The organism is Exiguobacterium sp. SH3S3, from assembly GCF_004337115.1.
GTDB classification, from domain to species: Bacteria; Bacillota; Bacilli; order Exiguobacteriales; family Exiguobacteriaceae; genus Exiguobacterium; species Exiguobacterium aurantiacum_A.
In genome coordinates this window covers 173026-185265 of record NZ_SJUU01000006.1, presented here as the reverse complement: position 1 = coordinate 185265, position 12240 = coordinate 173026, and the positions used below count along the sequence as shown (strand labels likewise).

The following is a 12240-nucleotide window of genomic DNA, read 5'->3' as shown; positions in this document are numbered from 1 at the left end:
TCGGCAGGTCTGGCATCATCGGGATCGCCTCCAGGATGTGTAGTTATAGCCAGTTTAGTCCGAAACGGCAAGGACGTACAGCGTCGCCCCGAGGGCACGCCGACTCCCGGGGGAACAGCGGGCAAGGCGAGACCCAGCAGCGACATCGTCGCGATGCGGCTCGCTGACCGCCCCCAGGAAAGCGGCGTGCCGGACAGGGCGGCTCGAAGGGCAATGAAAGCAGATGAGCGTCATCCCATCCGGGACGACGCTCATCTGCTTAAAATCATTTGAAGTTTTTCAGTGCCCTCTCGCGCGAGGAATGGCGTTTTTTTGACTTAATGGATACCGCGCATATACTTTTTGATGACCGGGGCCAGCGCGAACAAGATCATGCTGAGCACGATCGCTACTCCGCCGATGATCCCGAAGTAGAGCATCTCGTTCTCTGGCGAGTAGAACCGGACGAGCTGGGCGTTGATCCCTTGTGCCGCCGCGTTCGACAAGAACCAAAGCGACATCGTCTGGGCCGAGAAGGCGGCCGGGGCGAGTTTCGTCGTCGCCGACAGACCGACCGGAGACAGACTGAGCTCACCGAGGACGATGATGAAGTAACTGAGGACGAGCCAGAGCGGATTGACGAGCGTGTCCGGTCCACCGAAGTAGGCCGGCAGCAAGATCACGAGGAAGCTCAAACCGGCGAACAAGATCCCGAAAGCGAACTTCGTCGGGATGCTCGGCTCACGATCACCGAGCCGCACCCATAACCAGGCGAACACAGGGGCGAGCAGGATGATGAACAACGGATTCAGTGATTGGAACCAGGCCGGCGACAGCGTGAACCCTAAAAATTCAAGATCGGTCCGCTTATCGGCATAGCTTGCCAAAATCGTCGCGCCCTGTTCTTGAATCGCCCAGAACATGACCGAGGCGATGAAGAGCGGGATGTAGGCGATGATGCGTGACCGCTCGACTTCTGTCGTTTTCGGGCTCCGGTACATGACGAGGAAGTAGATCGTCGGGATGGCGATCCCGAACACACCGACGAGTCCGATGAACGTGTTGATCGTGAACAAGCCTTGTGGGATCAGGATGGCCAGTAATCCTCCGATGAGGATGACGGCCAATGTCGTGTACTTGATCGCATTCTTCTTTTCAGACGCCGTCAACGGGTTCGGCACGTAAGACCCGGCGAGGCCGAGGTTGCCTTTTTTCGTGAGGACGAAGACGACGAGACCGATGAACATCCCGACCGCGGCGAGGGCGAAGCCCCAATGGAAGCCGTAGCTCTTTTGGACGCCGCCGACGATCAACGGCGAGATGAAGGCCCCGAGGTTGATCCCCATGTAGAAGATACTGAACCCGGCGTCACGGCGACGGTCCGTCTCGTGGTACAGGTCACCGACGATACTCGACACGTTCGGCTTCAACAGTCCGGTCCCGATGACGATGAGACCCATCGAGATGAACAAGAACGTGAGGCTGCCCGGGATCGACAAGACGATATGACCGAGCATGATGAACACACCACCGAAAAATACGGCCCGGGACGTCCCGAAGACGCGGTCGGCGAGCCATCCCCCGATGACTCCTGACATGTAGACGAGCGCGCCGTACACGGACATGATCGACAGGGCGACGTTCTGGTCGAGCCCGAGCCCGCCTTCCGATACCTCGTAATACATGTAGAAGACGAGGATGGCCCGCATCCCGTAATACGAGAAACGTTCCCAAAATTCAGTGAAGAACAACGTGAACAAGCCTTTCGGCTGTCCGAAAAATCCTTTTTGTGGAACACTGTCCACAATTTTCTGTTTATTGATCCTTTCCATGAAAGATCCCTCCTTGACCGTATTATCATAAGAAGAATCATTATGTTTGTAAAGGAAAAATGAAAGTGAAGTTCAAATTTTAACAGGTTTGAAACGAAACTAAAATCCACCTAAACCAAGTTGTTTAGGTGGATTGATGAACTAAGCAGTCTTTTGTTTAGCTTCTTCCGCGCTGACGTATCTCCCGAGGCGCCAATAGATGAAACCCGACAGACAACTCGCCGCCCCGACGAGGATGAGGGCGATGTGCCCGGCGCGCTGGTCGAGGAACAGGCTGGCCATGAGCGGCGCGGTCACACCGCCGATCAACCATTGGATGCTGGCGGCCCCGTTATAGGCACCGCGCATGTTCTCGGGGGCGATCATGGCGATGAACGTCTGTTGGACGGGCGACATGATCATCTCGCCGAGCGTATAGAACGCGTATACGGCGAGCAGGATACCGACGAGGACGAGGTATGGGGTGCCGAGCGTATAGAGGAGCCGCGGCACGACCGCGATCAACATCATCCCGATCCCGAAAATCGTCGCCCCGACCAGCATGACGTTGCCGAACGGTTTGCGCCCGAGTTTTGAGGCGATCGGGAATTGGAACAAGACGACCATGATGCCGTTCAAGGCGAGCAGATAGGCGAACGGGTTCTCGCGGTCGGTGAACGACGGCATCGACTCTTTCAAGAACAGCGGCAACATGCTCTCGATGAGCGAGAAGCCCATCGAGATGAAGACGCCGGCGAAGATGAAGACGAGAAAGACTTTGTCGTTGTAAAAGACGCGCAAGACGTCACGGTTCGACGGTGTGTCCTGCCCGGTCGTCTCTGGGAGCGACTCCCGGATGAAGCGTCCGAGAACGAGCGCATACAAGGCGAAGACGAACGCTGCCGTGAAGAAGATGTACTGTCGGTCGATGAACAAGACGGCACTGCCGAGCAGGGGACCGAACGCCGCGCCGATATTATGCCCCATCCGTAAGAGACCGAACGCCTCGTTCATCTGTTCCGGCTCGGTCACGTCGGCGACCATCGCGCTCGCTGCCGGGTGGAACAGCGAGTTCGTCAAACCGAGCATGGCGTTCAAGAGCAGGAGCGGCCAAAACGTTTCCGCGAAAGCGAAACCGATGAGGGCGACCGCATCACCGAGGATGGCGGTCATCATGACCGGCTTTCGGCCATACAGGTCGGCGAGACGTCCGCCGACGACCGAGCCGATGAGCGCCATGATCGGTCCGGTCGCCAAGATGACACCGACTTGGACGTAGCTGTCGAGCTTGTCGCTGTAATAGAGGACGAGGAACGGGGCGATCATGAACATCATGACACCGGTGATCGTCTCGCCGAGGAAGCGAATCCAAATGTTACGGTCGAGCCGTTTGAGTGATTGAATCATACGTTTCACCTGCTTCTACAAAATAAAAGGGACGAAGGATGCACGGAGGCATACTCGTCCCTACTTAACCTATGTACGCCTCGGAAGACAGGCGGGTGACTTCAGTTCATGAAACGGAAGACCCCGACCCGTCAGTATGAAATTGGATACGATGTGGCTGCGTCATGACTGACATGGCGGGTCCTCCTTTCTGAAAGTTTACTCTTCATTTCAACTGTATGACAGATTCTTGAAATGTGTCAACATATTTTGACTTGCGTCATAACAGTTCATTTAAATTCTTGCGGGTGAGCCGATAATCGATCAACCGGGACAAGACGACCTGAATCATCGCGGTCACGGGTACGCTGATGAACATCCCGACGAGGCCGAACAGGCTCCCCCCGATGATGATCGATGTGATGACCCAGAACGGGGTGATCCCGACGCTGTCGCCGAGAATTTTCGGGCCGAGCCAGAGTCCGTCGAACTGTTGCAGCAAGAAGATGAACAACAAGACGAGCAGGGCCGTGAACGGATCGTAGAAGTAGGTGATGATGAACGCCGGGATCATCCCTAAGAGCGGCCCGACGTATGGGATGAAGTTCAGCACCCCGATGATGACACCGAGCAAGAGCGCGTACGGCGCGCCGATGATCAAGAGCCCGATGACGGCCATCACGCCGATGATGAGACAGTCGAGCGACTTTCCGATGATGTAGCGTTTAAAGATATAGTCCATCTCTTGGAAGATGTCGATCGTCGTCTTCGCCGAGGCGACCGGGAACATCGCATACAGCAGACGTTTGAACATCCGGGCGAACACTTCCTTGTCTTTCAACAAGTAGATCGAGATGACGATCCCGATCAACAAGTTGATCAACGTCATCGTGAAGCTCGACACGTAACCGACCGAAGACACGACGGCCGTCTCGACCCATCCGGAATACCGCTCCTCGAACCGGTTCAAGTCGATGGCTTGGGCGATCGTCTCGTTGTATTCTCTCAAATACGTGTTGAATTGACCGAGGAAGCTATCGATTTGGCGAATATAAAACGGGAGCTCCTCGATGAGAGACGCGACACTCGAATAGATGCGAGGGAACAGCGTCACCGCTGACACGACAAGGATTCCGATGAACGTGACGTAGACGATCAACAAGCCTTGGTAGCGCTTCAAGTGGAACCGTTCTTCTATGTAGGACAGGACGGTGTTGAGGAGCAGCGCGATGGCGATTCCCATGATGATCGGCGTCAACAGCTGAAACGCATATTGCAGGACCCGAGAGATCGTGTCCGGCTCACTGATGACTTTCCATAGGACGAGCAGAATCAGCCCGATCACGCTTAACTTCCATATCAATTGACGGTTTAGTTCCAATGGTCTATCCCCTCATGCTGTAAATTTTGCAGAATAACGTTCATCTTTTACTATGAACGTTTTTTTACCGGGATTCAATAGCGGCAAGGAATTTTTGAAATAAGGATTGACAAGGTTGGTAACGTTTGGTTTACTAAATGACATATTACAGAAATTATCAATTGCATATAAAAACACTTTCTATCAAGAGAAGCGGAGGGACTGGCCCGATGAAGCTTCAGCAACAGATTGTTTCAATACTGTGCTAATTCCAGCAAGGTGACCTTGAGAGATGGAAAGGTGGTTGTTTGAATACGTCCGTATCTCGACACCCCTTTCCTCGGAAAGGGGTGTTTTTGCATAGGAGGACTATTCATGACAGACAGACGCTCGAAGTTACTTAAAACGTTACCACCCCAGCATTTCGTCGGACTCGCCGCTGAAGTCGCCGCACTCGAGCGTTCAGGCCGCGACGTCATCCGGCTCGGCCAAGGGACGCCCGACTTGCCGACACCAGCCCCGATCTGCGAGGCGTTGCAGACGGCCCTGCTCGACCCGGCGACACACCAATACGGCCCGTTCCGGGGACAGACGCGCCTGAAGCAAGCGGTCGCGACGTTCTACCAGACCGAATACGGCGTCGCGCTCGATGCCGAGACCGAAGTGGCCATCTTGATCGGCAGCAAGTCGGGACTCATCACGCTCCCGCAATGTGTGCTCGAGCCAGGTGACGGCATGTTGCTCCCGAACCCGGGCTACCCGGACTACATCTCGGGGGCGCGTCTCGCCGGTGCGGTCGTCCACGACCTCGTCCTCCGGGAAGAGAACGGTTATCTTCCTGATTATGAGACGCTCGATCCGCAGGGAGCGCGACTCATGTATTTGAACTACCCGAGCAATCCGACCGGTGCCGTCGCGTCGCCCGCGTTCTTTGACGACACGGTCCGGTTCGCGAATGCGCATGACCTCATGGTCGTCCACGACTTCGCCTACGGCAGCATCGGTTTCGACGGTCACGTCCCGCCGAGCTTCCTGCAGACGCCGGGAGCGAAAGACATCGGCATCGAGGTGTATACGATGTCGAAGGCGTTCAACATGTCCGGCTGGCGGGTCGCTTTCGCCGTCGGCAACCGCGACATCATCGAGGCGATCAACACGTATCAGGACCACGTCCATGTGAGCGTGTTCTCGGCCATCCAAGAGGCGGCCATCGCCGCGCTCGAGTCACCGCGTTCGCTCCGGGACGACTTGTCACGGTTGTATGAGGCCCGCCGCGACCGGCTCGTCGACGGGTTACGTCAGGCCGGATGGGACATCACGGCCCCGAGCGGCTCGTTCTTCGTCTGGGCGAAAGTGCCGGACGGGGACGCCAAATCGTTCTCGCATAAGCTGCTCCACGAGGCAGGGGTCGCCGTGACGCCGGGCTATTTCTTCGGCTCAGAAGGCGAGCGGTACGTCCGGTTCGGACTCGTCTCCGCCGAGCCGAAGATCGACGAGGCCGTCGAGCGGATCGAGAAACTGTTCGCGACGTATGAAGAGGTCCGGGCATGATCCGCCAAGCCGTGCTCGAGTACGACCATGCGGATGACGCGCTCGAGCGGCTCGATGAATTGATCGCTGGCCGTCGTGCTCACGTGCTGCGCGGCCAGAACGGTTTTGACGTCGTCAAGCGCGTCCTGCCAGCGATCACTGCCTATCCGACATCGCTGTTCCGTGGCGAATGCACGGACGCGGAGGTCGAACGGCTCCGTTTGAAGGATGTGGATGTCCTCCTTGCCGTCGGTGGGGGCAAGCTCGTCGATACGGCGAAACTCGTCGCTTACCGGCAAGGTGTCCCGCTGATCGTCATCCCGACGCTCGCCTCGAACTGTGCCGCCTTCACACCGCTCAGCGTCATCTATGACGAGCAGGGCGCCTATGACCGCTACGACGTGTTCCGCGTCGTCATCGAGCGGGTCATCGTCGACGCGAGGGTCGTGACGGACTCGCCGTACGACTACTTCCGAGCCGGCGTCATCGACACGGTCGCCAAGTTTTACGAGGCCCGCTATTTGAGCGGCGACAGTTCGGCTGATGCCGGCGTCAATACCGGTCTCGCCTTGGCCGAGCAATGCGGCCGGCTCGTCGAACTCGACTTGAGTGAGTCCAGTTTCACCGCGTATGGGCCAGAGACCCGGTTCGCGGTCGATCACATCCTTGCCGTCGGCGGTGCCGTCGGTGGTTTCGGGGACGCCGGGACACGCGTCGCCGTCGCCCACGCCGTCCACAACGCGCTCAGCCGCTTCGAGTCGACCCATCCGTTCTTACATGGCGACAAGGTCGGCTTCGGCCTCCTTGTCCAAGAACGGTTGCGTGGCTCGTCTGACGCCCCGTATTTAGAGGCGTGGCTCGCCAGGATCGGCGCGCCGACGTCACTTGAGACGCTCGGACTCGTTCCGGCCGACATCCCGCAACTGGTCGACGCGGTCCGGGCCGAGACTGAATTGCAACGCTCACCCGTCCCGCTCGATATTGACTATTTGAAAATAATTTTTGAAAATTCAGTATTTTCTGTTTACAAATAAAAGGATTAAAAGTAAGATGATAACAATTAAATAAGACCGATAGCTTATCAAGAGTGGTGGAGGGACTGGCCCTATGAAACCCGGCAACCAGATCGTAACGATCATGGTGCTAATTCCAACAGACGAAACGTCTGGGAGATGAGCGTGTCCGACTGTCTTTGACTTGTCGTGCCCGCCACTCTTTATGAGTAGCGGGCTTTTATTTTGGAGGAGGAATCATTCATGAACATCAAACAGAAAACAGTACTCGCAGGAACATCTCTACTCGCGGCCATCGCCTTGTCGGCGTGCGGCCAATCGGACGCGAGCGAAGCGCTCAGCACAGAATCCCTCACGATCGGCGTGACAGGCGGACCGCACCAGCAGATCGCCGAGAAAGTAAAAGAACTCGCAGCCGAGGATGGCCTCGAGCTCGACATCAAAGTGTTCAACGACTACAACACGCCGAACACGGCGCTCGACGAAGGCAGCCTTGACGTGAACAGTTACCAGACGCTGTCGTTCCTCGAGCTGCAGAAGTCGGACAAAGGCTATAAGATCGACGACGTGTTCAAGACGGTCGCTTTCCCGATGGGGCTCTATTCGGATAAGCTGACGGACATCAAGGAGTTGAAGGAAGGCGATAAAGTCGCCGTCCCGAACGACCCGGCGAACGAACTTCGGGCGCTGCGCCTGTATGAGACGGCCGGACTCATCACCTTGAAAGAAGGATTGACGGACAAGGCGACGAAACGTGACATCGCCGAGAACCCGCTCAACCTCGAATTCATCGAGCTCGAGGCGTCACAGCTCCCGACCCAGCTCCCGGAAGTCGCGCTCGCGGCCATCAACACGAACTTCGCGATGGGTGCCGGCCTATCGATCAATGAGGACGCCTTGTTCCATGAAGACACGGTCGACAACCCGTACCCGAACTACGTCGTCGTCCGTACCGACAACAAGGACGATGAAGTCGTCGAGACACTCAAATCTTACTACCACTCGGACGAGGTCCGGACGTTCATCGAAGAGACGTTCAACGGCTCGATCGTCCCAGCGTTTTAAGGAGGCACTATGATCGCACTCAAACAGATCTCAAAAACATTCACGGTAAACAAAGGGACCGTCACTGCGCTCGACGACGTCTCGCTGACGATTGAAAAGGGCGAGATCTTCGGCATCATCGGTCGGAGCGGCGCCGGCAAGAGCACGCTCATCCGCATGATCAATCTGCTCGAACGGCCGACGTCAGGTCAAGTCGAGATCGAAGGGCAAGACATCACGACGCTCGACAAAAAAGGGTTATCGAAGCTCCGTCACCGCATCGGGATGATCTTCCAGCACTATAACCTGTTGAAGACGGCGACCGTCGAAGACAACGTCGCCATCCCGCTCCGCCTAGAAGGACTCGATAAACGCTCGATCAGCGAGCGGGTCGACAAGTATCTCGACATCGTCGGACTGACCGATCACCGGAAACATTACCCGGAGCAACTCTCGGGCGGCCAGAAACAGCGCGTCGCCATCGCCCGGGCGTTGGCGCACGAGCCGGACATCCTGCTCAGCGACGAGGCGACGAGCGCGCTCGACCCGGAGACGACCGAGTCAATCCTCGATCTGTTGCTCGAGATCAACCGCGAGCTCGGTCTGACGATCTTCTTGATCACCCATGAGATGGAAGTCATCGAGCGGATCTGTGACCGGGTCGCCGTCATCGACGCCGGCAAGATCGTCGAGGAAGGCGACGTCCTCGACGTCTTCTCAGACCCGCAACATCCGACGACGCGCCGCTTCTTGAAAGCGAACCTCGACGTGCCGAAAGAAGTCGTCGACGTGTTGAGCTCGCACGGGACGCTCGTCAACTTGTCGTTCATCGGTCACCAGACCGAACAGGCCGTCCTCGCCGAGCTGACGAAACGGTTCGGCCTGCTGCCGAACATCATCGGGGGCGGGATCAAAAAGCTGAAAGGCGGTCTCGTCGGCAACTTGCTCGTCCATCTCGACGGGGACCAGGCACAGACCGACCAAGCCGTCCGCTACCTTGAAGCGAGCGGCGTCAAAGTGAAGGAGGTGACGAACCATGCTACAGTTTTGGGAAAATTGGGGTGACTTGATTTGGACGGGCACGATCCAGACGCTGACGATGACCAGCGTCGCGCTCGTCATCTCGACACTGATCGGCTTGCCGCTCGGGACGCTCCTCGTCTTGACGCGGCCGAATGGCCGGCTCGCGAACCGTTACTTTTACGGGGCATTGTCGAGCGTGATCAACGTCGTCCGCTCGATCCCGTTCATCATTCTGCTATTCTTCATCTTGCCGTTCACCCGTTTCATCATGGGGACGACGATCGGCGTCCAAGGCGTGCTGTTGCCGCTCATCGTCTTCACGGCGCCATACATCGCCCGTTTGATGGAGTCGGCACTGCTCGAAGTCGATCGCGGCGTCGTCGAGGCGTACGAGGCGATGGGCATCTCGACGCGGAAGATCATCTGGTACGTATTGATCCGTGAGGCGCGGTCGTCAATCGTGCTCGGTCTGACGATCGCGACGATCGGTCTGATCGGTGCGACGGCGATGGCGGGTCTCGTCGGTGCGGGTGGACTCGGCGATATCGCCTATCAGTACGGGCATCTCCGGTTCGAGCCGGAGGTCATGTACGTGACGATCTTCGTCTTGATCCTGCTCGTGCAGTCGATCCAATCATTCGGCAACCGTTTGGCGGCCCGACTAAAGAAAGCCTGACAAAAGAGCGTCGCAAAATTTGCGGCGCTCTTACTGTTTGTCTAATAGTCGTTTCAAGTCGGCGATCCGGTTATGCCGCGGGATGAACGTCCGGATTTCTTTCTCGCTGAACCCGATCTGGATCCGGTTGTCATCGACGACGATCGGACTCTTCAAGATCTGTGGATGCGTCGCGACAAAACTGTACAGTTCGCGGAGCGACATCTCGTCGAGCTGGTCGGCCGCTTGTTTGTAGACACTTTTTTGGACAGACAAGAGATCGGTCGTCCCGTTTTCGGTGAGCCGGAGCATCTCCTTGAACTCGGTGAACGACATTCCTTGGTCGGTCAATTTCTTCTCGATGAACGGGATATTCTGTTCGCGTAACCAATCGAGCGTCTTGCGGGAAGAACTGCAGCTTGTATGCGTGAATACGGTGACCGTCACGACAACCACTTCTCCTTTGCGTAAGTATGGACTCTTTTATTTTCTCTCATTACTACGAGTCGAACGCGGAATATGTTTCAAATCACATATACTTTTTCAAAACGACGATACGATTTGTTTCAGACTAGTTCGGGTACATGACGAGAGAGACAACAAACAAGGAGGGGCTTATATGTTTGATTATACGGTGAAGACGGATCAGTCGGTCGAAGCAGTGGTCGAGAAGTTGAAAGCGACGCTCAAGGACGAAGCGTTCGGCGTGCTGTGGGATTTCGACTTGAGTGATACGCTCAAAGAGAAAGGTGAAGCCATCGACGGGGACTATCGTATCCTCGAAGTGTGCAACCCGAAAGAGGCCAAGAAAGTCATCACGGCGCACCGGGAGGGTGGCTACTTCCTGCCCTGCAAGCTCGCCGTCTTCACAAAAGACGGGGCGACCCACGTCGGGATGCCGAAACCGACGAAACTGATCGAATTGATCGAGGACGAGTCGCTCCAGTCCATCGCACTGGATGTCGAGACGAGACTGACACGCGCCATCGACCGCAGTGTATGACACGTCGATACTTACCTCGTTCGCTTTATGCGAGCGGGGTATTTTTTTGTGCCCTACTCCACTAAGTAAGATAATGGTAAAATTGGAATGGGGTTAGATGAAAGGGGAAGTCGCTTTGAAAAAACAACTCATACCGGTCGCGCTGTCTTGCCTGCTTCTAGCGAGCTGTTCCCAAACTAAGACAGACGTCATCAAATTGGATTATATCGACGCACACTGGAGAGTCAGCGCCTATTCGGCCGACAATCACATCATTCTTGAAGAGGCACATGAGACGTTGAGCGCCTGTACTGGTCCATTGACGACCGATTTGTCGGGTGACTTGACGGTGCTCGATACGGTCGTCGCGGGACGAACGCCTATCTCGATGAGCGTGAACGATAATGCATATAAACGCGTCACGTACGTCAAAGGGGATCAATTTTACGCCGTCTGCCAAGACAGCATTTCAGAGCGTCTACGGGCGGAAGTCATTCCCTCGTTCCCGGACTATGTTGACACAGAAAACGGAATCCGGATTGAGTGTCTTCCGTCTGTACGTCCGGGCGACGAATTCGCAAAAGAGTCTCTACGTAACGAAGAAAATTTAAAGGACAACGGCAATGAAGTGACACCGTTCTTCGACTCGCTCATTCAATTCTCCCCCGCATTTCACGGTGAAATCGAAATTCGCGTCGCTGGACGGGCGATGTTGTTCCCGTTGCTAGCGTTCGAACCTGCGATGGTGGGATTGGGGCAGACCGACGTCGCGATCGGTTACAATGAAGCCGATGAAATGCCTTACATATTGCTGTCGTACGGAAACGGTTATTTTACGATGATCCCGCTAGAGATTTCTCCGGAGATCGACGAAAGCAAGTCTGCCTATCATGAGTTAAAAGTAGAGCGGATTCCGCTCGAAGGGGAGCTCGTACCTGGGACTCGTTATCCGGTCTACGAATTCACGTATGATAAAAACGGAGCACCCGTCATGGACATCGTGACGATCGAGTTCAATCAGAACGAGCTCGTCTCAGAAAACACTCCGGAAACAGATCAGGCGTCACAAGTAAATCCATGGCTCAATTTGGATGAGGAGCCAAACATTTATCTCCATAAAGAGCCTTTTGATGGCGTCGCCGTTCAGGAGTATCCTTTCATCTTGAACGCAGCCGGCATCAAAATGGACGATCTCGTTCAAGCGATCGACGCCGCAAAACCGTCAAAACGATCTGGGAACGAGGGTGAGTATAGATGGTTGACACTAATTGATGGATTGAAAGGTCAAGAGTTCAAGGTGACGTACAAACAGCGCTCGAAAAAGATGGACGTCTTCTTGACGGATAAACTAACCGATGAGACTTACAAACTGACGAGTGAAGGGGCCGAGACGTTCCTGTCCTACTTCCCAGAATTGAAGAGTGACGTCGATAAGTGAGTTAAGAAAGCGAGGACTG

The 12240-nt window shown here is 55.7% G+C and carries 11 protein-coding genes and 2 riboswitches; of the genes, 7 read left to right on the top strand and 4 right to left on the bottom strand.

Going from position 1 to position 12240, the window contains the following annotated elements; all coding sequences use genetic code 11:
- Window positions 1-317 precede the first annotated feature (317 nt).
- The 3 genes from EVJ28_RS07910 to EVJ28_RS07900 form a co-directional block, all read right to left on the bottom strand.
- Window positions 318-1811 (bottom strand): peptide MFS transporter, encoded by a 1494-nt coding sequence (locus EVJ28_RS07910; RefSeq protein ID WP_131488610.1) that lies wholly within the window; start codon window positions 1809-1811, stop codon window positions 318-320.
- A 141-nt stretch (window positions 1812-1952) separates the two neighbouring features.
- The gene (locus EVJ28_RS07905) at window positions 1953-3197 is read right to left on the bottom strand and encodes an MDR family MFS transporter (RefSeq protein WP_131458872.1); all 1245 of its coding nucleotides are present in this window, start codon (window positions 3195-3197) and stop codon (window positions 1953-1955) included.
- Between the two features lie 259 nt (window positions 3198-3456).
- The gene (locus EVJ28_RS07900) at window positions 3457-4557 is read right to left on the bottom strand and encodes an AI-2E family transporter (RefSeq protein WP_070327230.1); all 1101 of its coding nucleotides are present in this window, start codon (window positions 4555-4557) and stop codon (window positions 3457-3459) included.
- A gap of 177 nt (window positions 4558-4734) precedes the next feature.
- A riboswitch (SAM riboswitch) is annotated at window positions 4735-4835 on the top strand.
- A 76-nt stretch (window positions 4836-4911) separates the two neighbouring features.
- On the opposite strand from EVJ28_RS07900, the gene EVJ28_RS07895 reads away from it, so the two are divergent.
- The 5 genes from EVJ28_RS07895 (at window position 4912) to EVJ28_RS07875 (ending at window position 9822) form a co-directional block, all read left to right on the top strand.
- A complete protein-coding gene (locus EVJ28_RS07895) occupies window positions 4912-6087 on the top strand; it encodes an aminotransferase class I/II-fold pyridoxal phosphate-dependent enzyme (RefSeq protein ID WP_131488608.1) in 1176 nt (391 codons plus the stop codon).
- Entirely contained in the window at window positions 6084-7100 is a 1017-nt protein-coding gene (locus EVJ28_RS07890) for an iron-containing alcohol dehydrogenase (RefSeq protein WP_131488606.1), read from the top strand. The genes EVJ28_RS07895 and EVJ28_RS07890 overlap by 4 nt, the downstream gene beginning before the upstream one ends.
- Window positions 7101-7141: 41 nt before the next feature.
- Window positions 7142-7245, top strand: a riboswitch (SAM riboswitch).
- A gap of 77 nt (window positions 7246-7322) precedes the next feature.
- The gene (locus tag EVJ28_RS07885) at window positions 7323-8144 is read left to right on the top strand and encodes a MetQ/NlpA family ABC transporter substrate-binding protein (RefSeq protein ID WP_131458876.1); all 822 of its coding nucleotides are present in this window, start codon (window positions 7323-7325) and stop codon (window positions 8142-8144) included.
- 9 nt (window positions 8145-8153) lie between these two features.
- A complete protein-coding gene (locus tag EVJ28_RS07880; protein WP_131463525.1) occupies window positions 8154-9188 on the top strand; it encodes a methionine ABC transporter ATP-binding protein in 1035 nt (344 codons plus the stop codon).
- Window positions 9160-9822: a methionine ABC transporter permease gene (locus tag EVJ28_RS07875; protein ID WP_131469293.1), complete on the top strand. Its 663-nt coding sequence runs from the start codon at window positions 9160-9162 to the stop codon at window positions 9820-9822. Before EVJ28_RS07880 ends, EVJ28_RS07875 begins: the two co-directional genes overlap by 29 nt.
- A 30-nt stretch (window positions 9823-9852) precedes the next feature.
- Here EVJ28_RS07875 and EVJ28_RS07870 read toward each other — a convergent pair whose 3' ends face one another.
- Window positions 9853-10248, bottom strand: a complete 396-nt coding sequence (locus EVJ28_RS07870; RefSeq protein WP_070327923.1) for a Spx/MgsR family RNA polymerase-binding regulatory protein — start codon at window positions 10246-10248, stop codon at window positions 9853-9855.
- 172 nt (window positions 10249-10420) lie between these two features.
- Here EVJ28_RS07870 and EVJ28_RS07865 point away from each other — a divergent pair, with 172 nt between their 5' ends.
- Both EVJ28_RS07865 and EVJ28_RS07860 read left to right on the top strand, forming a co-directional pair.
- Window positions 10421-10804, top strand: a complete 384-nt coding sequence (locus EVJ28_RS07865) for a DUF302 domain-containing protein (RefSeq protein ID WP_131488604.1) — start codon at window positions 10421-10423, stop codon at window positions 10802-10804.
- 115 nt (window positions 10805-10919) lie between these two features.
- Window positions 10920-12221, top strand: a complete 1302-nt coding sequence (locus EVJ28_RS07860; protein WP_131488602.1) for a hypothetical protein — start codon at window positions 10920-10922, stop codon at window positions 12219-12221.
- The last annotated feature ends 19 nt before the right edge of the window (window positions 12222-12240 follow it).